A 21,960-nucleotide genomic window follows, 5' to 3' on the forward strand; every position below is an offset into this window, starting at 1 on the left:
CCTTTCGCGTCAGGCACCGGATTCAGGCGAGCGCCGGTGCCGGCACGACGGCCTTGTTGGCTTCCCGCGCGCGCAGCTCGAACGCCCGCTTGCCCGCCAGCAGCAGGCCCAGGACGAGAAAGCCGCCGGGAGGCAGAATCATCAGCAGGAAGCCGCCGTAGCCGGGGATCACCGTCAGCTCGATGGCGCGAAACGCCGGCCCGAGGAGCAGGCTGGCCTGCGCGAACAGGGTGCCGCTGCCGAGCAGCTCGCGGATCAAGCCGATCAGCGTCAGGGCGCCGGTAAATCCCAGGCCCATGGCCAGGCCGTCGACGGCCGACGCAGCGACCGTGTTTTTCGAGGCAAAGGCTTCTGCGCGGCCCAGGATGGCGCAGTTCACCACGATCAGGGCGATGAACAGGCCGAGCACCTTGTACAGGTCGTGCAACCAGGCATTGAGCCCGAAATCGACGAGCGTCACCAGCGTCGCGATCAAAACGACGAAGATCGGGATGCGCACCTGCGGACTGACCAGCGAGCGGATCGACGCCACCAGAACATTCGACGTGACCAGCACTGCCGTGGTTGCCAGGCCCATGCCCAGGCCATTGGTGCCGCTGGTGGTGACGGCCATGGTCGGACAGAGGGCGAGCATCTGGGCGAAGACGACGTTCTGCAGCCACAAACCGTCCTTCAGCGTCTGAACGAGTTGTTTCACGGTGTTTTGCCTCCCTGCAGGATTTCCGCGCGGTGCGCGGCAAAAAAATCGAGTCCCTCCTTGACCGCCTTGACGACGGCGCGCGGCGTGATGGTGGCGCCGGCCATCTGATCGAAGACGCCGCCATCCTTTTTCACCGCCCACTTCTCCGCCGGCAGCGTCGCCAGCGAGAGGCCGTTGAACGACAGAATCCACGGTGACTTCGCCAGATCGATCTTGTCGCCCAGACCGGGGGTTTCGGCGTGCTTGAGGACGCGAGCGCCGAGCAGCACGCCGGCACGGTCGATACCGACCAGCACCAGCACCTCGCCGGAGTAGCCGCGCGCCGAGGTCTGGAAGATCGCCGCGGCGACCTCGCCCTGGCGGCGGGCGAGGTAGACCCGCCGGCTGCTCCCGTCGCCGTTGCCGATCTCCAGCGTATCGGCGAGCAGATCGTTGTCGGCGAAACGCTCCGGCAGCACCTGTGCCAGCGAGGCCTGGAGATCGCGCGCCTCGGCGGCGACGATCCGCTCGCGCGTGCCGCTGACGGCGAAGGCGAGCGCGGCGCTGGCGACCAGCGCGATCACCCCCAATGAAACCCCCTGGTAGGCCAGGTGGTCACGCAGCCCAGCGATGGCGAGTTTCACGACTCGATCTCCAACGGCGTGCCGCGCCGGTCACGACCATAGATGCGCGGCTTGAGGTAGCGGTCGATCACCGGCGTCAGCGCGTTCATCAACAGCACGGCGAAGGCGACGCCTTCGGGATAGCCGCCCCAGGTACGGATGACGTAGGTCAGGAAGCCGACACCGGCGCCGAAGACGAGCTGGCCGGGAGCGGTATTTGGCGAAGTCACGTAGTCGGTGGCAATGAAGAAGGCCCCCAGCATGGCAGCACCGGACAGCAGGTGGGTGCCGACCGACAGGTAGCGTGCCGGGTCGATGCCGTGCATCAGCGAGGCGAACAAGGCAAGCGTCGCCAGCATGGCGAACGGGATATGCCAGGTAATGAGGCGCAAGCCGAGCAACAGCAGGCCGCCCGCAGCAATCAGCAACGACGCGGTCTCGCCCAGGCTGCCGGCGCGCTCGCCAAGCAGGCTGAGCGTCGGCGCCTGCGTCGCGGCCAGCGACTGCAACAGGTCGATGCCGCGCGACAGCTCGCTGCGCGCGTAGCCGAAGAGGGTCGCGCTGCTCATCGCGTCGAGCGTTGCCGGCAGCGTGCCGAAGGTGATGCGCAGGCCATCGACAAATCCCGGCGCGTTCGCCGAGAGCAGCGGCACTGGCGCCGTCCACAGGGTCATCGGCACCGGGAAGGAAATCAGCAGCATCACCCGCGCCACCATCGCCGGATTGAAGAGATTCTGCCCGAGGCCGCCAAAAACCTGCTTGCCGATGACGGTGGCGAACAGCCCGCCGACGACGCCCACCCACCACGGTGCCCAGGGCGGCAGCGAGAGCGCCAGCAACCAGCCGGTGAGCAGCGCCGAGCCATCGCGAAGCGTCGACGCGACCGGTTCCTGGCGCAGGCGCAGGCAGAACGCCTCGCCGAGAATCGCCGAAGCGGTGGTGATCCACCACAGATGAATGGCCGGCCAGCCGTACAGCCAGAAGCCGAAAAGCGTCGCCGGCAGCAGGGCGGCAGAAACCCACAGCATGACCCGCGTGACGTTGTTCGCGCCGGCGGCATGCGGCGCCGCGACGGGAGCCGCGTGGCGCGGCGGGATCACGTCGCCGCCTCGCTGGCGGGGTTGACGACGCGCACCGGCGGTGGCCGCAGGCCGGCTCCGGCGGCGGCCTTGGCGGCGTCGCGCTCGGCCTTGCGCTTGGCCGCGGCAGCCGCCTTGTCGCGCGCCTCACGTTCCAGCCGCGCGACACGCTCGTCGGCCAGGCGCCGTGTCGCGTCGTTGCGCAGCTTGCTGCGCTCGCGCGCCGACAGCTCGCCCTTGGCGTAACTGAAATACTGCACCAGCGGAATGTGCGACGGGCAGACGTAGGCGCAGCAGCCACAACCGATGCAGTCGGATAGGCCGAAGCCGGTAGCGCCATCGAGATCGTCGACGCCGATGCGGCTGGCCATCTCCAGCGGCAACAGGCCCATCGGGCACGCGCGCGTGCAACTGCCGCAACGGATGCACGGGCCGGCCGCCGGCGTCCGTGCTTCGGCGGCGTCGAAGGCGAGGATTCCCGACGCCCCCTTGACGATGGGTACCCGGGCGTGCGGCAGGACGATTCCCATCATCGGTCCGCCGAGCACCAGCCGCGCCGGCCGGCCGCTGACACCGGCGAAGCGCAGGAGATCGACCACCGGCGTGCCGATCGGTGCCAGCACGTTGCCGGGCCGCGTCAGGGCGCCGCCGTTCAGCGTGACGATGCGCTCGACCAGCGGTTCGCCGCGGCGCAGGGCGCGATGCACGGCGGCACAGGTGGAGACGTTGTGCACCAGCACGCCCACCTCGGCGGCACGCGCGTCGGCCGGCACTTCCTTGCCGGTCAGGGTCTGGATCAGTTGCTTGTCCGAGCCCATCGGATAGCGCGCCGGCACCGGCCGCACGTGCACGTTGCCGAAAGCGGCGGCGGCCACCCGCATGGCAGCGATCGCCTGCGGCTTGTTGTCCTCGATGCCGACCAGGGCCTCGCCGGCGCCGATGGCGTACATGACGATGCGCAGGCCGTCGACCACCTCATCGGCACGATCGCGCATGATTCGATCGTCGGAAGAGAGGTAAGGCTCGCATTCGCCCCCGTTGACGATCAGCGTGCTCACCTTCAGGCGGCGGCCGAGATTGAACTTCACCGCCGCCGGAAAGGTCGCGCCGCCGAGTCCGACGACACCGGCCGCCGCCGTTCGCCGGGCGATCTCCGCGGGCGCCAGCGCGAACGGATCGGCCACCGGCAGGCGTTCGCACCAGGCGTCGGCGCCGTCGGGGGCAATCGTGATGGCCAGTTGCGCGAGGCCGGAAGGATGCGGCGCGGTGATCTCGCCGATGGCGCTCACCTCCCCCGACGTGGGCGCATGCACCGGCGCCGAGACGTTGCCCTGGGGCTCGGCGATCAACTGGCCCTTCAGGACGTGCTGCCCAACCAGGACGATCGGCCGCGCCGGACCACCCACATGCTGCTGCATCGGCACGTAGAGCCGTTCCGGCAGCGGCAAGGCGCGCAGCGGCACGTCGGCCGCCGGCAGCTTGTGGTCGTCCGGGTGCACGCCCCAGTGCGGGTGGCGGCGGAAGATTTTCTCGAAGATGCCCACTCTAAGCCTCGTTTCCGGTCGGTTCCTGTCGCTCGCCGGCTAGGCCGCGAGCGCCACCGGCGTCATTGCCGGTTTCGGCCACACCCAGTGCTGCACGGTGACCGGCAAGGGCTGCAGCAGCAGCGCCTCGGTCGGGCAGCGGTCGATGCAGTTGCCGCAACCGGTGCACGCTTCGCGAATCACGTTGTGTATCTGCTTGGCCGCGCCGACGATCGCATCGGTCGGGCAGACCTTGCTGCAACGGCAGCAGCCGATGCAGATCTCCTCGGCGACGCTGGCAATCTGGGGTCCCTGATCGGTGATGGCGTCCAGATCGATGCTGATCCCCAGCTTGGCCGCCAGCGCCTGCGCCAGCGCCTTGCCGCCCGGTGGGCAGAGCGTCACCGGTGCGCTGCCCTCGGCGATTGCCGCGGCCGCGCGCGGGCAACCGGCAAAGCCGCACTGACCGCAGTTCGAGCCCGGCATCAGGGCCTCGATCTCGGCGGCGAGCGAATTGCCCTCGACATGAAAATGCTTCGCTGCGACGCCGAGGACCAGACCAAGCAGGGTGCCCAGCACGGTCAGCGAGAAAATGGCGAGCCACATGGCAGTCTCCTAGGAAAAGCTGAGGCCGGCAAAGCCCATGAATGCCAGCGACAGCAGGCTGGCAAGGATGAAGCTCACCGGCGCCCCGGCAAAGGCGGCCGGCACGCGCGCCAACGCCAGGCGTTCGCGCAGGCCGGCAAAGATCAGCAGCACCAGGGTAAAGCCCAGCGCCGAACCGAAGCCGTACACGAGGCTCTTGAGAAAACTCATCTTCTCCTGGGCGGTGAGCAGCGCCAGGCCGAGGACCGCGCAGTTGGTGGTGATCAGCGGCAGATAGATGCCGAGTGCCTGATAGAGCGCCGGCGCCGACTTCTTGACGACCATTTCGACGAACTGCACGGTCGCCGCGATGACCAGGATGAAGGTGAGAATCCGCAGGTAGCCGAGGTCGAAGGGCGCCAGCAGCCAGTGCTCGAGCATCCAGGTGGCGGCACACGCCAGGGTGATGACGAAGGTGGTGGCGAGCCCCATCCCCAAGGCGCTGTCCATGTTGCGGGAGACCCCCATGAACGGACAGAGCCCGAGAAATTTCACCAGCACCACGTTGTTCACCAGCGCGGTCGAAAGCAGCAGCAGGAAATAGGCGGTCATTGTCGGCAGGCTCCTCGACCATCGCTCTGCACGAAGCGTGCCATCGCCTGCTGCACTGCACACCAAAGCCGTGCCGGTGTTGCCAAGTGCGCACCAGCATGGCGTTTTTTGTTCGCCGGAGAGACCGGACGGGCTGCCGTCGGCAGCCTCCGCTCCTGTCGCAAATCCGACAAAACGCCACAAGAAGCGCCGCAAACGGCAGCCGAATCAAGGGCGGCACGAAAACTGCTCCACTGCAGGGAAACACGTCGACAGGGAGACGCGCAATGACCAGCCAACAACTCAGAGCAGCGACCGAAGGCGAGCAACGAGCAGGGGATGCGCTGCCGCCGAGCATTCACCCACAGGTCTTCCAGCACACGGTCAATCAGGCCGACGTGGCGATCTCGATCACCGATGGGCGGGGAAACATCCTCTATATCAATCCCGCGTTTACGCGCCTCACCGGTTACGCGGGCGAGGAAGCCGTCGGCCAGAACCAGTCGCTCGTCTCCAACCACAGCATGCCGCGCGAGTTCTACCAGGATCTGTGGCAAACGATTTCCCAAGGCGAGCCGTGGACTGGCCGCCTGATCAATCGCCGCAAGGACGGCAGCAAGTACCTTGCCGAACTGAGCATCTCGCCGGTGGCCAACGCCGGCGGCGAGATCCTCAACTATCTCGGCATGCATCGCGACATAACCGAACTCCACCGCCTGGAATCGCAGGTGCAGAATCAGAAGGCGCTGATCGAGTCGGTGGTCGATGCCGCGCCGATGGTCATCGCCCTGCTCGACGTCGACGACCGGGTCGTTCTCGACAACCATGAATACAAAAAGCTGCAGGCCGATCTGGGAATGGCCGAGCCGGCGCCGATGCTGATGTCGGCGGTACGCGCCGGCCTCGAACTCGACTCGGCACGCGGTCGGCGCACGTCGGGCTACCTGTTCCTCGATCGCGAAGTGCGGCTCGACCCTCCCGGCGGCCGCTCACCACGCTGGTTTTCGTGCTCGGGAAGCCGCGTGCGCGAGGACGATACCTCGGCCGACGCCTTCCTCGCCGGCCAGGGGCGCGACTATCTGCTGCTGGTCGCCAAGGAGATTACCAGCCTGCGCACGCAGCAGGAAAAGGTTCGCGTCGCCGCGCTACAGGTGCTGATGGCCGACGAAGACCGCGTCTCCGGCTTGCGCGAGAGCCTCGCGGCAGCCACTTTCCGGCTCGAGGGACCGCTCAACATGATGGCTTCGGTGGTCGGCATGCTGGCACGGCGCCAGGGCGAGACGGACCCGATGTCGGTCGCCCTCGCCGAGGCCATCGGTGCCGGCCAGCAGGCGCTCGCGGACTTGCGCTCGATGATCCCGGGCGAAACCCGCGAAGCGATCGGCGCCGTCAACCTCAACGAGTTGCTGCGCGATGTGCTCGACCTGTCCACCGGCCGCCTGCTCGCCGCCGGCATCACCGTGATCTGGCAACCGCAGGCGATGCTGCCGGCGCTGCAGGGTGCTCCGAACAAGCTGCGCTCGCTGTTCAAGGCGCTCATCGACAATGCCATCGAGGCGATGAACACGCGTGGCTGCCGCGAGCGCGAGCTGACGGTGGCCAGCAAGGCGCGTCTCGGCGGCATCGAAGTCGATATCGCCGACAGCGGACCAGGAATCGCCAGCGCCCAGCTACTCAAAGTGTTCGAGCCCTTCCATACCACCAAACGCGGCGGCGGCCATCTCGGCACCGGCCTGTCGGCCGCACAGCAGATCGCCGCCGAGCATGGCGGCTTCCTCGAGATCGAACCGACGAAGACGCGCGGCTGCCGTGTGCGCGTGCTCCTGCCGTTGCACCGACGACCATGAACGAGACTCCCTCGGCGTCCTTGCTGCCCTTCCAGTTCGAAGTCCTCGCGCGCATCGGACAGCTACTCGCGCGCTCGCTCGATGCGCCGCAGAGCCTGCGCGAAGTGCTGCGCACGCTGGAGATCAGCGGTCATCTGAGCCGGGGCATGATCGCCGTTGTCGATCCCGACAGCGGCGACCTCAATGTTTACGCCGTGCATGGCCTCGATCATGACGATTTCCAGGCGGTCTGCTACCGGGCCGGCGAGGGTCTGCTCGGCCGCATCCTCGAAAGCGGCCGGCCCTGCGCGGTGGCGCGACTGGGCGAGGATCCACGTTTCCTCAACCGGCTCGGCCTGTACGAGCGGGATCTGCCCTTCATCGCCGTGCCCATCCATTTCAGCGGGACGCTGCAGGGCGTGCTGGCGGTGCAGCCCGATGCGCAGGACGACGGTCTGCTCGACGAGCGCGTCCGCTTCGTCGAGCTGCTCGCCAACCTGGTCGGCCAGAGCGTCCGCCTGTCGCTCGAAGCCGCGCAGGAGCGCCGGTCGCTCGACCAGGAGCGCGATCCGCAGCGCCGCACCGTTCGCCACCGCCCCGGCTTCGGCAACCTCGTTGGCCATTCGCCGGCCATGCTGCGCGTCTTCGACCAGATCCGCATGGTCGCCAAATGGTCGACAACAGTCCTGATCCGCGGCGAAACCGGTACCGGCAAGGAATTGATCGCCAACGCCATCCACTACAACTCGCCGCGCGCGCGCGGACCCTACGTGCGCCTCAACTGTGCCTCGCTGCCCGAGAACCTGCTCGAGTCGGAACTTTTCGGGCACGAGAAGGGCGCCTTCACCGGCGCCGTCAACTCGCGCAAGGGGCGCTTCGAAATGGCCGACGGCGGCACGCTCTTTCTCGACGAAATCGGCGACATCTCGCCGGCCTTTCAGGCCAAGCTGCTGCGCGTCCTGCAGGAGGGCGAACTGGAGCGGGTCGGCGGGGGCCGCACGCTCAAGCTCGACGTGCGGCTGATCGCCGCCACGCATCGCGACCTCGAAGCAGCGGTCGATGGCGGTGACTTCCGCGAGGATCTCTACTACCGCCTCAACGTCATGCCCATCGTGTTGCCGCCGCTGCGCGAACGGCTCGAAGACCTGCCGAAAATCGCCAGCCACCTGCTCGAGCGCCTCGGCGGCATGCAGCGTCGGCCGCTGCGCCTCACCGCCGGCGCACAGCGACGCCTGGTGCAGCACCACTGGCCGGGCAACGTGCGCGAACTGGAAAACTGCCTCGAACGCGCGGCAGTGATGTCGGAAAACGGCGAAATCGACGCCGAACTGATTCGTATCGACAAGGCGCGCGAGCGCAGCGGCAGACGCCCGGCTGGCGCGGCGCCGGCGCCTCTGCCCAGTCACCCGGGCAGCACCGTCGCGCTACCGGGCGCCGGCGCCCTGGCGACCGCTGGGGCCGACGACGACGGCGAGCCCGCCGCCGAACCCAGCGAACGCGAGCGCGTGATCGCTGCCCTCGAACGCGCCGGCTGGGTGCAGGCACGCGCCGCCCGCCTGCTGGGCATGACGCCACGGCAGATCGCCTACCGGGTGCAGATCCTCAACATCGAGATGAAACAGATCTGATAGTCAGGATCACATCCATTGCGTGCCCAAATGCCGGGGAAAACAGGGACAAGGTCTCGGCGTTCCGGCGCCTCCAGCGGCGCCACGATAACGAACGGTGCGAACGCCTCGGTCGCCGTCAAGAAGCGGGCCTTCTTTTCCCTCGCCCTTTCCTCTCATGCGGGCTTTGCCACGCCTTTGATCGATCAGCGCTATGTCTATGTTCTTGCGTTTGTCCAGACGTTGCTCGAAACAATCGGCCGTGCCGGCCTGGATCATCTGGTCTTCGGAATGGGCGAACAGGCGATTAGGCGTTGGCGTTCATGAACGCTCCAAGGTGTCTGCAGCCTGCTTCAGTCCCTCGAATATGGTGCTGGCCAAGTCTTCAGGGAAGCTTGCGGGTAGATCGTCAGCCACCTCCGCGATGGCTTGGGGGGTTCTGGCGACCAGCTCGTCAATCAGTGCCGGCGCATCCGGCAGCCGACAGTCGAGAGCGGTTTGCTCAAAGTGCTCACGTCGGATGTCAGCCCATTGGTAATGCCGGTTCTTGCCATCGATGGCCATCGCCATTTTGACCTTTGGCGCAGAAAGGCAACCGGCCCCGTGGCCCATCACCGGATGCGCGGAAAGCACGTCGTAGCGCGGCGTCAGTCGGTAAAAGCCTCTGGGTTCGATGAAAACACTGAAATTCTTGGCGTGCCCATCGATGGCGGCGAGCATCCAGAACAAAACCTGAGTGCGGAAAAAGTCCCGGCGGTCGACTGGCGCCTGGCTGGATCCGCTCAGTTGATCGAGGATAGGCCGAATGCCGGGGCCACCCTGGCTTTCATATTTGATGTCCGGCGGTACACCGAAAACCTGGGCAAAATCCTCCTGCGGCAAACGGAGCAGGCGACCATCGGCCATCCAGCGGCGGTCGAAGCGTTCGGCGCAGAGCGCCTTCATGGTCCCAAACTGAACGATCCCGGCCCTGGCGACGGGAATGTCGAAAGCCTGCAACAGGCGGTGGCAAAGCTACTCGTTCTCCAGCGAGGTCGACAGATCGATACCACCCGGCATCTGGCCCATTGGGAATTTGAAAATATGGGTCGTCGGCGTGGCACCGAGCGGGCGACACCAACTGCCCTGGTGCCAAAGGAGGGCTGTCTTTTCCTGCGCGCCGGCAATGGCAATCCGGAAGCTGTCGTCGGTCTGGGTAAAGGCGGGGGCGGTCAGCGTGCCGGCCAGATGTTCAGCCACCTGTTCGTCGGAAAACGGCTCGAACTGGACGCTCTCCGTTTCTGGCGGGCTTTCGCCAGCGGGCAGAAGCTGCAGGGCGCCGACACAGTCCCGGCCGATTTCAGCGAGCAGGCGGAAAGCTTCGGTACCTGTTGAAAAGCGCCTGGCCAGGCGCTGTCGAATGTTGTCGTTGTCTGGCAGCAGATTCTCGAAGTAATTGCGGACCCGTTCGCCCCTGTAGGGCGCGCCGGCTGGCCGCAGCGGCATGGACTGCGAAATCGGCCGCCCGAGCGGCGAGGCGAGCCAGGTTTCATCGTAATGCAGTTGATGCTCGCCCTGCGCGGTGACCACCCAGGATCCGACCGGTTGGCCGTTCATCCACAGGCCAAGCGCGCCGGATTTCCGGGTGTGCCGCATCACCACGCCTCGTTACCGCTGCCGCGCAGAGTGGCAACAAGATCGAGGCTGATGGCGACGTCGACCGCCGACAGATAGCGCAAGAGGCTGTCCACGCTACAGCGCCAGGGCTCGGTTTCCAGCAGGGAGATGGTCTTTTGGCCAAGCCCGCTCTGCCTGACCATTTGAACCTGCGTCAGGCCTGTTTGCTTGCGGAAGCCTTTCAAGGTAGGGCCAAGCTGTTGCGGGTTGGCAATGACGAAGGGCACGGCAGGCTCCGTAAAAACGTCGTATGGGGGATATTGCACAAATATACCCTTTGGGGTGTATTCGTCGTTTATGCCTTGGGGGGTGCAAGTCACAAACGGAGCTGACCGGAGATCAGGCGGGATCAGGCGGGGGAGGAGCAGGTCGCGGGCTTGGCGGAGTTGGGCGACTTGTTTCTTCGCGTGTGGATCTGCTCGAACATCGGGCCAACGGCTTTCTCAAAGCTTTCGCGGATACCTCATTGGACACGGCTTGGACTTGGTGAATTACCCCTTGCCTGCTATTCTCGGCCAGTATAGGTCAGCGAGATCCTCAGGTTGCTCGCGGAGGCTGGGGGGTTTCTCGTCGCTCCCCGGGGTAGCCACCGCCAGGTCAGGCACTCTGCAAAGCTTGGCCGCGTGACCGTTGCCGGCAGGCCGAGTGATGATCTTGCGCCTGGCACGCTGGGCAGCATCCTGAGGCAGGCAGGATTGGGAAAGTGAGGATTTGATGCGCTACGCAATAGACATCGAGAGAGCTGTAGGCAAGCATTCCGCCTCCCTCCCAGACGTTCCCGGAGGCGTGGCAACCGGGGACACTTTCCAGGAAGTTGGAGGTGCAGTTGGCGATGGCATAGCATTTCACCTCAATGGGCTTCGCGAAGACCGGGCTCCATTAGCGCAACCCTCAGCGTTGTTGAGTGTAGGGAGGTCGCCACGTGACGTGTCGGCGAAGCGGAGCGTCGATTGGTTACGGGTGAACACATTTGAGGGCCGTTGTTTTTTCCCAGGGCCCCGAAGCAGGTGCAATCACTGGCAACACCCGCACCGAGACAAGAGGAATGATCTGACCCCGCCGCGTAGGCCGTATGCTTTTGGAGAGTTCTTCAAGGAGCCCTCTTGGCGGCCGCGCAACGCCGTTGGCATTGACGCAATTGTCGGAATTTTAGTGATCGTGCCCATGCCCTACCTTCCTGTTTTCGTTAGAACTTCATCCATGCATGTGCATGCATCCAGCATGCTGACGCAAAACTCTGCGTCAATTAGGTGTGCTACATCACGTTAGATTTCCATGTGGCCATCCCAATACGCTTCGTTCTTGAGCTTCCTCGAAGAAACGCTTGAGGGGCATCACCTCATCGACTCAACGGCTTTCACCTTAGCTTTCCCCACCTATGATCTGATGCCTTTCGACTATCTTGACTTCGCGGAAGCGGAGCTTGAGAAGAACACATCTGCCGCGCGCATTAACTGCATCGCACACCTGAAGCGAGCCATTGAATGCGAACTCGATACTTTTCTACAGGTCTTTGGTCTTGGATCGGTAGCTAAGAATTTGCCACAAAAACTTCAGTTCGCCTCTGATGCAGGACTCTTCTCGTCTCGCTCGATTGGAAAACTCAACAAAGCTAGAAACAAGCTTGAGCATGAGTATGCGGTCCCGGAATCACTGGAGCTTGAAAGCTACTTCGATATTGCTACCGGCTTTGTTCACTCCGTCGAAGGTAGCCTCTACTTGCTTTCTCAGCACAACGAAATGCACTGGGGCAACTTAGCTGAACTAAACCACGTATTTGGTGGAGAGTTCTCCAGCGAGAAACGCGAAATCAGCTTCTATTGGCAGTCTGAGGGTCAGAATCTCAGCGTTGTATTTTCTAGCGCCACTAACGTCAAACAAATGGCATATGGCCTGCATGTGTATCTCTTACTATGCCGGGCATCCACACTTCTATCGGCTGACTACGTTGTCAGCAAGCTCAAGCAAATTCATACAAAGAGCTAAGCTATGCGACGCGGAAATCTAACTCATCATTCCACCGGACCTGCGCGAAAAGCCGCGCAGTCCGGTGAATTCAAACGTTAGCCACCACAAAACAGGGATTGCCACATGGCAAAGCAACTATCACCGGCTGGTATTATGGCGCTCAAGGAAGCGCTCTGTTCTGTCTATTGGTACAAATCCGAGCTTCGAGGCTTTCTGCAACTGTGCTTATCCAACCCGGGAATACTGAACAAATTCAATTGGGAAAACTACAAGCGTCAGATTGCATCCGACATCGTCGACTACCTCGTTATCGATCCTGCTGCGCATCTGGGAGATCTAACGAAGGTCTGCTACGAACTTTGCAAACTAACTGATTTTTCGCATCTAAAGCCTCTTGATGATGGCCCGCAAAAGGTCGAAAAGGCTAGGAACGCGGTTAACCAACTAAAGCAACTCGTCGAGCCACACCAAGACGTCAAGAAAGAACAAGACGACATCAAACGTCGGCAAGAACTTGCGGCCAAAAAGCTACGAGAGAACGCAGCAGTTCGTCAAAAGTTAGAAGCAATCAAAGCTCGGTATATGGCGCTGGTAGGCTTCGACAATGCACAAAGCAGAGGTTTTGAACTGGAGCGCGTAATGTACGAACTCTTTGAGCTATTCGACCTTGATCCAAAAGCATCATTCAAGAACCTCGGCGAGCAGATCGACGGGGCATTTTCTCTTGAAGGCACTGAGTACCTGTTTGAAGCCAAGTGGCAAAAAGAGTTGGTCAATAAAGCGGACCTGGCAGTGTTCTCCGACAAAGTCAGGACAAAGCTTGAAAACACCCTAGGTATCTTTCTCTCGATCAATGGTTTTTCACAAGATGGAGTCACTGCACACCAAGCTGGCGGAGCGTCACTACTGCTTGTGGATGGGGGCGATCTAATGGCTGTCTTTGAAGAACGAATCGACTTCATAAGCCTATTACTACGGAAAAAGCGCCATGCTGCCCAAACAGGCCAAATCTATCTCAGCTACTACCAAATGGTTACCGCTGGTGGTGGCTAATCGGGTAAGGGCCGGCGTCTAACCGGCCCTCCCCACACCACCCGGCATGCGGGTCCGCACCGGGCGGTTCATCAACAGGGCGCACACGACGTTGTTAAGCGTAACCGTGAGCCTTCATCCAAAGATTCCGGATACTCACCAGACCTTGTGCTCTCAACCAATCGTTCGTCATCCCGACTTGCGTGGCCTTTGACCGAGACAAATGCCAGTAGCTCTTGCTGCTGACGCCCGTCAAGATCGCCGTCCGCCGGTCGACCCCCAGCGCCAGAAGGTGGCTGATCTTCGTGCGACACAAACGCCACTGTTTCCAGTAGCACATGCGCACACGTCGGCGTAGCCATTCATCCAGTTCGGGAATCGGTCGGTAATACTCCGAGATGCCAAAGTAGCCCATCCAGCCGCGCAGGTACTGCCCGAGTTTCTCGAACCGATGTGGCATCGAGACTCCCCAGCTTCGCCCCGTCAGTTCCCGGAGGCGGTGCTTGAAGTCGGCGAAGGCGGCATCCGACCAGCGCAGTTTGTTCTTCCTGAAGGTGAAGCCCAGAAAAACGCACTGCTCGATCTTTGCCACCTGGCTCTTCTTCTCGTTGACCGGCAGTTTGAGTTGCCGGCCGAGGTAGGCGGTGAGACTGGCCTTGACGCGCTGGCCGGCCCGTTCGCTCTTGACCAGAACCATGAGGTCGTCGGCGTACCGCGCAAAGCGGTGGCCTCGCCCTTCCAGAGTCCGATCCAGATCGTCAAGCAGGATGTTGGCCAGCAGCGGCGAGAGGGGTCCGCCTTGCGGCGTTCCCAACTCGCTGGGTTGAAGCGTGGAACCAATCATGACACCCGCCCGCAGGTAGCGGCCGATGAGGGCCAGCAACCGCTTGTCGCTCACCTTTCTGGCCACTCGGGCCATCAGGATGTCGTGATCGACGTTGTCGAAAAATTTCGCCAAGTCGAGATCAACGGCGATGCGATAGCCGGCCTTGAGGTCGGCTCTGACCTGCTTGAGTGCGCCGTGGGCGGAGCGCCGGGGCCGAAACCCGTAGCTCGATTCGGAGAATTCCGGATCGAAGATCGGTGTCATGATTTGAGCGATGGCTTGCTGGACGACCCGATCAACAACGGTCGGGATGCCCAGCGCGCGTTCGCCACCATTGGGCTTCGGGATAATCACCCGTCGCACCGCTTGTGGCTGATAGCGACCCTCGCTCAGGGTCTGGCGGATGGCCGGCCAGTGCTCACAAGCATACGCCGGGAAGTCCTCAATGCGCAGTCCGTCGATTCCCGGTGCGCCGCGATTGGATTTCACTCGACGCCACGCCTGTTTCAGGTTGGCCGGTGAGAGTACGGCTTCCATCAAGTCCTTCCCCATACAACCTTCCTTCGGGGCGTCGTGCAAGGCTGGCTGGGCAAGATCACGCCGATCCCCGGCTCCCCCGGTCGGGTTCATTGTCGGGTTCGAGTGACTCACGGCTCCTCCTTGTCTGTTCATGTTCGGCCCTTCGCGTTACCTTTCGGTGTCGCTACTATGGCCTCTGCTGACTCCTGATCAGTCACGCTGGCGATTGCTCGCCGTCGCGCTATGGCCTTCGCTTCGCTCGCTGCCTGTTCGCTCGTCTGCGGCCGGCAGCCTCCCGCAACGCCCGGATCATTCTGTTAAGCAGCGATCCCCACTGCTTTTGCGAAACGTCGGCAATCGCTTGCCGATCAGGTCTCCCCAGGTAAGAACGCGATGTTTCCGTGCACAAGCGCTGCATTTACCTTGTCCGCCGTATCCGGTGGGCTTCGTCATGGGGTGCCAACTCGCCCGCAGACCAGGCCTTCTATGCAGTTTCTGTCCGTCGCCTCGCACTTTTGCGCTCCGGCTGGCAGCCGCTCACAGCGCTCGCGTCGTTCAAGCGGGCAGGCGCGTGCGCCTGCAAACCCCGCTTTCACCCTCCAGACAAGTCCTCACGACCTTGCCCTTGCCTTCGGCTAGTGGTTATCATGGCTTCATCATGAAGTCACGTCGGTACTCCCACAGGGGACTTCCACCCCATCACATCGCGCCCATGCTGGGCGCACACCCTGCGCTCCAGGCGACCGGCCGCATAAAGCCGCGGCCGTCGCCTGAGCTTCGACGTTCGGCGTCACCATAACCGGGGCGCATACGATGATTGGATCAAGAACCCGCCATTCGCTTGCACAGTTTCTCGCACTCCATGAAACAGATTTTGTCGTGGTGCTGGTGAGCAAACATGGCATGCGTATTTCTGTTGAAAATGGAAGCGTGCTCTTTGACCTCAACAATTGCTTGCGCTCTGCAAGCGATGAGCACTTGCTGGCTCTTGTTGAGGAAATCGCCCGAACGAGTGGAGACCTTCGTTCTCGCGTGAATCCTAAGTACCGGCACGACGAGCGATTTTCCGACCTGTGCCGTTGCCTTCAACTTGATGGGTATCTTCTGGAAGCCAAGACACTCACGCAGACTGATCCATCCATTAATGACGCGCCACCGCTCGATGATGATCTTCTCAAAGAGCTAAAGACTTCTGGCCTCCCAGCCGCAGAAGAAATTGCCGGGAAGATCAATGCCTCGTCTGAGTCATTTCGGTCATCCCCGCCAAACTACAACGCCTGCCTCAATGACGTTCGGGTCGCTCTCGAAACACTGGCCCGCGCTATCGCCGCTACGCAAGTGAAGGCTGATTCTCCGCCCTACGAAAGTTCGAAATGGGGCTCGGTGCTCACGTTTCTGAAGTTGGTTGAGTTCATCACCCAGGAGGAGGAAAAGGGTCTCGCTGGTGTCTACGGTTTTGTTAGCCCTGGGTCACATCGACCAGTCGGTATCTCCGAAGAGGAGATGGCTCGCCTTGGTCGATCGCTTGCGCTTGGCATGTGCTGGTTCTTGGTCAAATGCTATCGGGCCGCATCGTGAGGCGACGCCGAACCCATCATTCCACCGGCGCTGCGCGAAAAGTCGCGCAGCGCCGGTTAGCTCTACGTGTGCGCCGGGCATGGCGCGTTACTTCAAAGGTGGAAGTCCTATGGCCAGGTCTTGCCGCACCTGCGGTGCGTCCAACCCCGCTACGCAGAGCCGAAGGCAAGGAGAAGAGCAAGGGCGTCGCTGCGAGGCGGGGTCTGAAGGAAGCCCAATCCAAAGCTGCAGGGCGATGAACGAAAGCCGGATATCAGGCGTGATGTACTCGGGATGTCAGCAACGGAAGTAAATTGATACAGCGCAACGATTGAAAGTTGATACACCGAACTGAGAAGATCGGCGATTTTTTTGGGCGCCGATGATTACGAAGGAGGTGTATGTGGAAATTGAAGTATTGAGGAAGCATGGATTCAGTCTGCGCAAGATTGCAGCCGAAGTGGGCTGCGCGGTGAATACGGTTCGCAGCCACTTGGCGCAGGGCAAACAGCCCCGCTACCAGCGTCAGAAGAAGCGGGCCACCAAACTCTCGACCCATGAAACGTACCTGTGCGAGCGACAGGCTGCAGCGCAGCCGCAGTGGATCCCGGCCACGGTTCTGTTCAGGGAGATTAGGGCCCTGGGCTACGCCGGCGGCGTCAGCCAATTGCGCGCCTTCATGCGTACGATCCGGCCGCAGGGGGCTGCTGATCCGGTGGTGCGTTTCGAAACGGCACCGGGCGAACAGTTGCAAATCGACTGGGTCGAGTTTCGTAAAGGTGCTGATCCGCTGTACGCCTTCTGCGCGACCCTTGGGTACAGCCGGGCGAGTTACGTCGAATTCGTCACCGACATGAAAGTCAGTACGCTGATCGACTGCCACCAGCATGCCTTTGAGGCGCTCGGTGGCGTGGCCCGGTGTTACGTCCGCCCCTAAACGGGATTGAAGGGCTTTGAATATCGCGCGTACTTTGAGCAGGAAGATCGAAGGATCTCCTGAGCGAAGGCGGAATGAAGAAGGACGGAGAAGGGCTGGAACACCTCTGCTATCGTGGGAAGTTATCGAGACGACCGAGATAGAAAAGAGCCCAGCCCATGCAACGAATTGTAGCCGGCATCACCACGCTTGAGCAGCACGTTGAGACGACTCAAAAGGCCGCTGAAGTGTATCGACCGAAGTCGTGCCCGCACTGCGGGCTGGGAGTGGTCCATCAGCATGGTCACTATGAGCGAAAGGCCGACCGCCGAGCCGTGCCGCCACGGCTCAACCCGATCCCCATCCTTCGCTACCGTTGTGCCGGATGCCGACGCACGTGTTCGCGCCTGCCGGAATGTATCGCACCGCGACGCTGGTATGACTGGTCGGTGCAACAGCAAGTCCTGCAGCAGCGGCTGAACGGCGCGGCAGAGCACCCCGGCGGTCCACCTGACCGGCACACGGGCGCGCGCTGGTGGAACTGGTTGCAGGAGCGGGGAAAGGACTTTGTGTTTCACCTGCGCGTGCGCTTTGCCGAACTCGGCCGGGCCGTTGACACGCACGGCTTTTGGCACCAGGTGTTCAACAGCCTGGGTCTGCCGCGGGCCATGTTCTGGCTCGATCAAGAGATGAGCGTCCCATGATTTCCTGACACCGAGCGAGTGGCGGACGGTGGGGACCCCGCCCGGGCGGGGTCCCCACACAGTTTGCTCGTGGCATTATTTCGGCCCTTTTGTTTTGATGACGACTCCCATTCACCCCGAGGAGTCGTCATGAATCGAATCAATCCGATCGCCTTGTTTCGCCTGTCCGTCCTGGGTTCGCTGACCAGCCGGGAACGGCTGGATCACGGCGAATTGCAGCAGACCATCCGCGCCCTGGCCGAGCGCGAATACACCATTCCCGGCACGCGTCGGCGCCATGTTGCCGAGAAGACGATTCAGGGCTGGTATTACACTTACCTTGCCCAGGGCATCGATGGCCTGACACCCAAGACCCGTATCGACCGCGGGCAATCGAAGCTATCGCAAGCCATTCAGACCGCGATCCTTGCCGCGAAGCGCGACAACCCGCGCCGCTCGATCCGTCAGATTCGCCAGTTGCTCGAAGCCACCGGAACGGTGGCTCGCGGCAGCCTGTCGCGCTCGACGGTCCACCGGCTGCTGCAACAGCACGGCCTGTCGCGGATCAGCGGCTCGGCCAGCCTGCCCGAGGAGAAGCGCAGCTTCGTCGCCGCTTCCGCGGGCGCCATCTGGTATGGCGATGTGATGCACGGTCCCCGCGTGCCTCACGAGGGCAAGCTCGTCAAGGGGTATCTCGTCTCGCTGTTCGACGATGCCTCACGTCTGGTGGCTCACAGCGCTTTCTGCCCCGGCGAAACGGCGCTCGACATCGAAGGGGTGCTCAAGCAGGCGCTGCTGAAGCGAGGCATCCCGATCAAGCTCGTCGTCGATAACGGCGCGGCCTACCGCGCTGAGACCCTGCAGGGGATCTGCGCCCGCCTGGGCATTCACCTGATCTATTGCCGGCCCTATGCGCCCGAGGGCAAGGGCAAGTTGGAGCGCTGGCACCGGACCTGCCGCGACCAGTTCCTGTCGGAACTCGACGAGCGCCACATCAACAGTTTCGAGGACCTCAATGCGCGTCTCTGGGCCTGGCTGGAGCGGGTCTATCACCATACGCCGCATGCCGGCCTCGACGGGATGACGCCGCTCGCGCGCTACCAGCAGGATTTGTCGAAGATTCGTTCGCTGGGAGCGCTGGCCGCGCAGCTCGATGCCTTGTTCCGGTATCGCGTCAGCCGTCGAGTCAGGAAGGATGGCACGGTGTCGTATCAGGGGGCGCGCTTCGAAGTGCCTTTCGAACTCTCCGGCAAGACGGTGTGTCTGGTCGTCGATCCGCATAGCGGGGCGGTCATCGAGGTCGAGGACGAGCACGGCAAGGGGATCGGCGCCGCGACCCCGCTCGATGCCCTGGGCAATCTCGATCGCCAACGAAATAAATCCGACCCGACAGACGCCGCTCCCGCCTCGCCGTCTGGCCCGAATCTGATCGAACTCACCTATCGTCAGTATTACGACCGCAAAGGAGACTGAAGATGTATCTGCAACACTTTGGTCTGCGCCATCCGCCTCTGGGCAAGGACGCCGCCGAGCTGTGGGATGACGGTGCGCTGGCGCAACTCGCCGAGCGCTTCCAGTGGCTTCTGCAATCGCCGGGCCTCGGCCTGCTGACCGGCGAGGCCGGCGTGGGCAAGACGGCCGCCTTGCGCCTCGTGACCGCCAAGCTCAATCCGCATCGCTACCAAGTCATCTACCATGCCGAGACCGATTTCGGACGGGCAGACCTTTACCGGTGCCTGGCCCAATCCCTCGGCCTTCAGCCGAGTTATCGTCGCGCCCAACTGTGGCGCGACATCAAGGCGCATATCCATCATCTGGCCGACGCCAAGCAACTTCTGCCGGTCTGGATCCTCGACGAGGCGCAGAATCTGCCACCCGAATTCTTCCGCGATTTCCCCGCTTTTCTCAACTTCGCCTTCGATTCGCGCGATCTCATCACTGTCTGGCTGGTCGGTCACCCGATCCTCGCCCAAACCCTCGAACGGGCGTCTTACGCCGCACTCGCCGGCCGCATCCAGGCACGCGTGCATCTGCGACCGGTGCTCGAACGCGAGCGCTTTGCGCAACTCGTCGGCCATGCCCTCAAGAGCGCCGGGTGTGCGCATACCCTGCTCACCGATTCCGGCCTGGAACTCCTGCGCCAAGCCAGCAAGGGCCTGCCGCGCCACGCCGGGCGCATCCTGCGCACCGCCATGCGTCTGGCGGTGCCGCGCGCACTCAATCATTTGCCCGACGATCTGCTGCAAGCGGCTATCGAGGAGTTGCGATGAAACGCCGCCCTCACTCCCTCTTCCCCGACGGCCTCTCCGACGAAAGTGCGGCGGCGATCAGCGAGTTCCTTCACCAACTCGCCGCTGCTTGTGAGGCCCGCTACCTCGTCCAGCTTCGCCGCCACCGCAGCCGTCAGATGAACCTCTACGATCCCGAAGCCCCTTGGAGAATACCTCCAGGCGAGCCCTTCTAGCCCTCTCGTCCCACGCTGACGCCGGAACCTCTTCTTCCGGCGTCAGCGTGGGACTTTGCCATCATCTCAACCTCGAATGGCTCGGGTTGAAGAGTTCCAGATATCGCGGGACGTAACACCCGGCGCCTGCTCTACGACAACATGAAGACCGTTGTTCTCGAACGCGACGTCGACGGCCCAGGCGAACACCGCTATCACGCGGGCTTTCTCGACTACGCCAAGCACTGTGGCTTCGTCATCAACCTGTGCCGTCCCTATCGCGCCCGGACCAAAGGCAAGGTCGAGCGCTTCAACGGCTACCTTCGCCGCTCCTTCTACGTTCCCCTGATCAGTCGGCTCAAGCAGGCCGGCCTGCCACTGGACGCCGTGACCGCCAATGCCGAGGTCAGGCGCTGGCTCAAGGAAGTGGCCAACGTGCGTATCCACGCCAGCACGCAAGTACAGCCCGCACAACGCCTGCAGGAAGAGCAGGCGCATCTGCAAGGCATTCCCCCGCCATGGCGCGGCGATATCGCCGCCGCTCGTCCCCTGGACGCCCCGCCGCCGGTCGAGGGGGCCACTGTCCGCCCGACGGTTGCCGAGAGAATCGCCTTGCCCACGCCGGAGCAGCATCCGCTCGCCGTCTACGCGCAACTGCTGACCCAACTGCAGGCCGCTGCAGAGATGCAGCCATGAACCTCCAGTACGAACGAATGCTCGCCTTGTGCGACAGTCTGAACCTGCCGTTCGTGGCGCAGAACTACGTCGGCGCCGCCCAGGAAGCCGCTGCGCAGGAAAGCGCCTACAGCGACTTTCTGGAAGCACTGCTGAAAGCGGAAGTCGCGGGACGCCAGGTGCGCAAGCAAAGCATGTTGACGCGTCTGGCGGGATTCCCGGCGATCAAGACGCTGGAGGAATTCGATTACGCCTTCGCCGCCGGCGTCAAAAGGAGCCAGATCGACGAACTGGCCGGTCTGGCCTTTGTCGAGCGCAACGAAAACGTCGTCCTGGTCGGCCCCTCCGGGGTGGGCAAGACCCATCTCGCGATCGCCCTGGGCTATCGCGCCGCGCAAGCCGGCATCAAGACCCGTTTCACGACCGCCGCCGATCTCTTGCTGACCCTCTCGGCCGCGCACGCACAGAACCAGTTGAAAGCGGTCATGCACCGGGCGATCGCCGCTTACCGTCTGCTGATCATCGACGAAATCGGCTATCTGCCGATGAGCCGCGAGCAGGCCAACCTCTTTTTCCAGGTGATTGCCGCGCGCTACGAGAAGGGCAGCCTGATCGTCACCAGCAACCTGTCGTTTGGCCAATGGGATGCCACCTTTGCGCAGGATGCCACGCTGACGGCGGCATTGCTGGATCGTTTGCTGCACCACGCACAGATCGTACCGATCGCCGGGGAAAGCTACCGGCTCAAACGTCAGCGGCAGACGGGAATGGTTCAGGCCAGGAAGGCGATCGCCGGAGGGTAGGCGCCGCCGCGGTGGTGGGGCCTCCTTCCGGTTGGGCCTACGGCCCGCCCTCCAGGAGGCCCCACCACCGCCATCAAGCAGCATTGGGGGTGTATCAGTTTTCAATCGGTGACAAAGGAAAAACTGTGTCAGTTTTCAATCGGTGTTGACACGGGACGAGCGGGCACGTGACCGCGAAGTCCTCCATCTGCGGTTGGGGTGCATTTTGTAAATCCGGCGTCTATGCAGCGAAGGTAACGAGTCTTACCCCGGGAGATCTCTCCGGTGCCTCAGAAGACCGAGGCTGGGCGTTCGGTAACTGGCGCTGAATACCGTGGAGAAGTCAGCAGAGGGCATAGCAGGGTAGGCGACGGCGAGGACTCAGAGAGC

At 62.8% G+C, this 21,960-nt stretch carries 22 protein-coding genes and 2 pseudogenes; 14 read left to right on the forward strand and 10 right to left on the reverse strand.

The features are described from left to right. Positions 1-22 precede the first annotated feature (22 nt). The 6 genes from CAP2UW1_RS21815 to rsxA are packed head-to-tail and all read right to left on the reverse strand — an operon-like array spanning position 23 to position 5,101. Complete coding sequence (locus CAP2UW1_RS21815) at positions 23-697, reverse strand: electron transport complex subunit E (RefSeq protein WP_015768779.1); 675 nt, start codon at positions 695-697, stop codon at positions 23-25. Next, positions 694-1,323, reverse strand: coding sequence for an electron transport complex subunit RsxG (gene rsxG / locus CAP2UW1_RS21820; RefSeq protein WP_015768780.1), 630 nt, complete (start codon positions 1,321-1,323; stop codon positions 694-696). The genes CAP2UW1_RS21815 and rsxG overlap by 4 nt, the downstream gene beginning before the upstream one ends. Further along, a complete protein-coding gene (locus CAP2UW1_RS21825) occupies positions 1,320-2,402 on the reverse strand; it encodes an RnfABCDGE type electron transport complex subunit D (RefSeq protein ID WP_015768781.1) in 1,083 nt (360 codons plus the stop codon). Before CAP2UW1_RS21825 ends, rsxG begins: the two co-directional genes overlap by 4 nt. Further along, a complete protein-coding gene (rsxC, locus tag CAP2UW1_RS21830) occupies positions 2,399-3,925 on the reverse strand; it encodes an electron transport complex subunit RsxC (protein WP_015768782.1) in 1,527 nt (508 codons plus the stop codon). Before rsxC ends, CAP2UW1_RS21825 begins: the two co-directional genes overlap by 4 nt. A gap of 39 nt (positions 3,926-3,964) precedes the next feature. Continuing rightward, the gene (locus tag CAP2UW1_RS21835; protein WP_015768783.1) at positions 3,965-4,510 is read right to left on the reverse strand and encodes an RnfABCDGE type electron transport complex subunit B; all 546 of its coding nucleotides are present in this window, start codon (positions 4,508-4,510) and stop codon (positions 3,965-3,967) included. 9 nt (positions 4,511-4,519) lie between these two features. After that, the gene (gene rsxA / locus CAP2UW1_RS21840; RefSeq protein WP_015768784.1) at positions 4,520-5,101 is read right to left on the reverse strand and encodes an electron transport complex subunit RsxA; all 582 of its coding nucleotides are present in this window, start codon (positions 5,099-5,101) and stop codon (positions 4,520-4,522) included. Positions 5,102-5,367: 266 nt separating this feature from the next. Between rsxA and nifL the strand changes: the two genes are divergently transcribed. From nifL to CAP2UW1_RS21855, 3 genes are read left to right on the forward strand one after another with little or no spacing between them, the layout of a single operon-like run. Continuing rightward, entirely contained in the window at positions 5,368-6,927 is a 1,560-nt protein-coding gene (gene nifL, locus CAP2UW1_RS21845) for a nitrogen fixation negative regulator NifL (RefSeq protein WP_015768785.1), read from the forward strand. Continuing rightward, entirely contained in the window at positions 6,924-8,534 is a 1,611-nt protein-coding gene (gene nifA, locus CAP2UW1_RS21850; RefSeq protein WP_015768786.1) for a nif-specific transcriptional activator NifA, read from the forward strand. Before nifL ends, nifA begins: the two co-directional genes overlap by 4 nt. A gap of 18 nt (positions 8,535-8,552) precedes the next feature. After that, positions 8,553-8,840 (forward strand): hypothetical protein, encoded by a 288-nt coding sequence (locus CAP2UW1_RS21855; RefSeq protein WP_199931526.1) that lies wholly within the window; start codon positions 8,553-8,555, stop codon positions 8,838-8,840. Here the strand turns inward: CAP2UW1_RS21855 and CAP2UW1_RS26280 are convergent. The 3 genes from CAP2UW1_RS26280 to CAP2UW1_RS25825 are packed head-to-tail and all read right to left on the reverse strand — an operon-like array spanning position 8,835 to position 10,396. Beyond that, positions 8,835-9,515 (reverse strand): HipA domain-containing protein, encoded by a 681-nt coding sequence (locus CAP2UW1_RS26280; RefSeq protein ID WP_412566878.1) that lies wholly within the window; start codon positions 9,513-9,515, stop codon positions 8,835-8,837. The two genes, CAP2UW1_RS21855 and CAP2UW1_RS26280, sit on opposite strands and share 6 nt — an antisense overlap. Positions 9,516-9,527: 12 nt before the next feature. Beyond that, positions 9,528-10,148 (reverse strand): HipA N-terminal domain-containing protein, encoded by a 621-nt coding sequence (locus tag CAP2UW1_RS26285; RefSeq protein WP_412566839.1) that lies wholly within the window; start codon positions 10,146-10,148, stop codon positions 9,528-9,530. Further along, positions 10,148-10,396: a helix-turn-helix domain-containing protein gene (locus CAP2UW1_RS25825; protein ID WP_015768788.1), complete on the reverse strand. Its 249-nt coding sequence runs from the start codon at positions 10,394-10,396 to the stop codon at positions 10,148-10,150. Before CAP2UW1_RS25825 ends, CAP2UW1_RS26285 begins: the two co-directional genes overlap by 1 nt. A gap of 306 nt (positions 10,397-10,702) precedes the next feature. On the opposite strand from CAP2UW1_RS25825, the gene CAP2UW1_RS24860 reads away from it, so the two are divergent. The 3 genes from CAP2UW1_RS24860 to CAP2UW1_RS21875 all read left to right on the forward strand — a co-directional run bounded on the left by CAP2UW1_RS24860 (position 10,703) and on the right by CAP2UW1_RS21875 (position 13,190). Next, positions 10,703-10,876, forward strand: coding sequence for a type II toxin-antitoxin system HicA family toxin (locus tag CAP2UW1_RS24860; protein ID WP_081444253.1), 174 nt, complete (start codon positions 10,703-10,705; stop codon positions 10,874-10,876). A gap of 595 nt (positions 10,877-11,471) precedes the next feature. Beyond that, complete coding sequence (locus CAP2UW1_RS21870) at positions 11,472-12,155, forward strand: hypothetical protein (RefSeq protein ID WP_199931527.1); 684 nt, start codon at positions 11,472-11,474, stop codon at positions 12,153-12,155. 105 nt (positions 12,156-12,260) lie between these two features. Further along, the gene (locus tag CAP2UW1_RS21875) at positions 12,261-13,190 is read left to right on the forward strand and encodes a hypothetical protein (protein ID WP_015765243.1); all 930 of its coding nucleotides are present in this window, start codon (positions 12,261-12,263) and stop codon (positions 13,188-13,190) included. A gap of 94 nt (positions 13,191-13,284) precedes the next feature. On the opposite strand, the gene ltrA is transcribed toward CAP2UW1_RS21875, so the two are convergent. Next, the gene (ltrA, locus tag CAP2UW1_RS21880; protein ID WP_412566870.1) at positions 13,285-14,625 is read right to left on the reverse strand and encodes a group II intron reverse transcriptase/maturase; all 1,341 of its coding nucleotides are present in this window, start codon (positions 14,623-14,625) and stop codon (positions 13,285-13,287) included. Between the two features lie 702 nt (positions 14,626-15,327). Here ltrA and CAP2UW1_RS21885 point away from each other — a divergent pair. From CAP2UW1_RS21885 to istB, 8 genes and pseudogenes are all read left to right on the forward strand, one after another. Next, entirely contained in the window at positions 15,328-16,092 is a 765-nt protein-coding gene (locus CAP2UW1_RS21885) for a hypothetical protein (RefSeq protein ID WP_041567960.1), read from the forward strand. Between the two features lie 361 nt (positions 16,093-16,453). After that, positions 16,454-16,990: pseudogene (gene istA, locus CAP2UW1_RS21890) on the forward strand (IS21 family transposase); the annotation flags it as partial. A 176-nt stretch (positions 16,991-17,166) separates the two neighbouring features. Next, complete coding sequence (locus CAP2UW1_RS21895; RefSeq protein ID WP_012806124.1) at positions 17,167-17,691, forward strand: DUF6431 domain-containing protein; 525 nt, start codon at positions 17,167-17,169, stop codon at positions 17,689-17,691. Between the two features lie 129 nt (positions 17,692-17,820). Then, positions 17,821-19,143: a DDE-type integrase/transposase/recombinase gene (locus CAP2UW1_RS21900; RefSeq protein ID WP_012806985.1), complete on the forward strand. Its 1,323-nt coding sequence runs from the start codon at positions 17,821-17,823 to the stop codon at positions 19,141-19,143. A 2-nt stretch (positions 19,144-19,145) separates the two neighbouring features. Beyond that, the gene (locus tag CAP2UW1_RS21905) at positions 19,146-19,940 is read left to right on the forward strand and encodes an ExeA family protein (protein ID WP_012806122.1); all 795 of its coding nucleotides are present in this window, start codon (positions 19,146-19,148) and stop codon (positions 19,938-19,940) included. Next, a complete protein-coding gene (locus tag CAP2UW1_RS21910) occupies positions 19,937-20,134 on the forward strand; it encodes a hypothetical protein (protein WP_012806121.1) in 198 nt (65 codons plus the stop codon). The genes CAP2UW1_RS21905 and CAP2UW1_RS21910 overlap by 4 nt, the downstream gene beginning before the upstream one ends. A gap of 120 nt (positions 20,135-20,254) precedes the next feature. Further along, positions 20,255-20,809: pseudogene (locus CAP2UW1_RS21915) on the forward strand (DDE-type integrase/transposase/recombinase); the annotation flags it as partial. After that, positions 20,806-21,591, forward strand: coding sequence for an IS21-like element helper ATPase IstB (istB, locus tag CAP2UW1_RS21920; RefSeq protein WP_012806911.1), 786 nt, complete (start codon positions 20,806-20,808; stop codon positions 21,589-21,591). The pseudogene CAP2UW1_RS21915 and the gene istB, both read left to right, overlap by 4 nt. The last annotated feature ends 369 nt before the right edge of the window (positions 21,592-21,960 follow it).

Source organism: Candidatus Accumulibacter phosphatis (assembly GCF_000024165.1).
Taxonomy (GTDB): Bacteria; Pseudomonadota; Gammaproteobacteria; order Burkholderiales; family Rhodocyclaceae; genus Accumulibacter; species Accumulibacter phosphatis.

Coding starts and splice junctions, on each gene's coding strand:
- CAP2UW1_RS21835 (WP_015768783.1), bottom strand. CDS start 4,510: ATGTGGCTCGCCATTTTCTCGCTGACCGTGCTGGGCACCCTGCTTGGT.
- rsxA (WP_015768784.1), bottom strand. CDS start 5,101: ATGACCGCCTATTTCCTGCTGCTGCTTTCGACCGCGCTGGTGAACAAC.
- nifL (WP_015768785.1), top strand. CDS start 5,368: ATGACCAGCCAACAACTCAGAGCAGCGACCGAAGGCGAGCAACGAGCA.
- nifA (WP_015768786.1), top strand. CDS start 6,924: ATGAACGAGACTCCCTCGGCGTCCTTGCTGCCCTTCCAGTTCGAAGTC.
- CAP2UW1_RS26285 (WP_412566839.1), bottom strand. CDS start 10,148: ATGCGGCACACCCGGAAATCCGGCGCGCTTGGCCTGTGGATGAACGGC.
- CAP2UW1_RS21875 (WP_015765243.1), top strand. CDS start 12,261: ATGGCAAAGCAACTATCACCGGCTGGTATTATGGCGCTCAAGGAAGCG.
- ltrA (WP_412566870.1), bottom strand. CDS start 14,625: ATGAACCCGACCGGGGGAGCCGGGGATCGGCGTGATCTTGCCCAGCCA.
- CAP2UW1_RS21885 (WP_041567960.1), top strand. CDS start 15,328: ATGATTGGATCAAGAACCCGCCATTCGCTTGCACAGTTTCTCGCACTC.
- CAP2UW1_RS21895 (WP_012806124.1), top strand. CDS start 17,167: ATGCAACGAATTGTAGCCGGCATCACCACGCTTGAGCAGCACGTTGAG.
- CAP2UW1_RS21900 (WP_012806985.1), top strand. CDS start 17,821: ATGAATCGAATCAATCCGATCGCCTTGTTTCGCCTGTCCGTCCTGGGT.
- CAP2UW1_RS21905 (WP_012806122.1), top strand. CDS start 19,146: ATGTATCTGCAACACTTTGGTCTGCGCCATCCGCCTCTGGGCAAGGAC.
- CAP2UW1_RS21910 (WP_012806121.1), top strand. CDS start 19,937: ATGAAACGCCGCCCTCACTCCCTCTTCCCCGACGGCCTCTCCGACGAA.
- istB (WP_012806911.1), top strand. CDS start 20,806: ATGAACCTCCAGTACGAACGAATGCTCGCCTTGTGCGACAGTCTGAAC.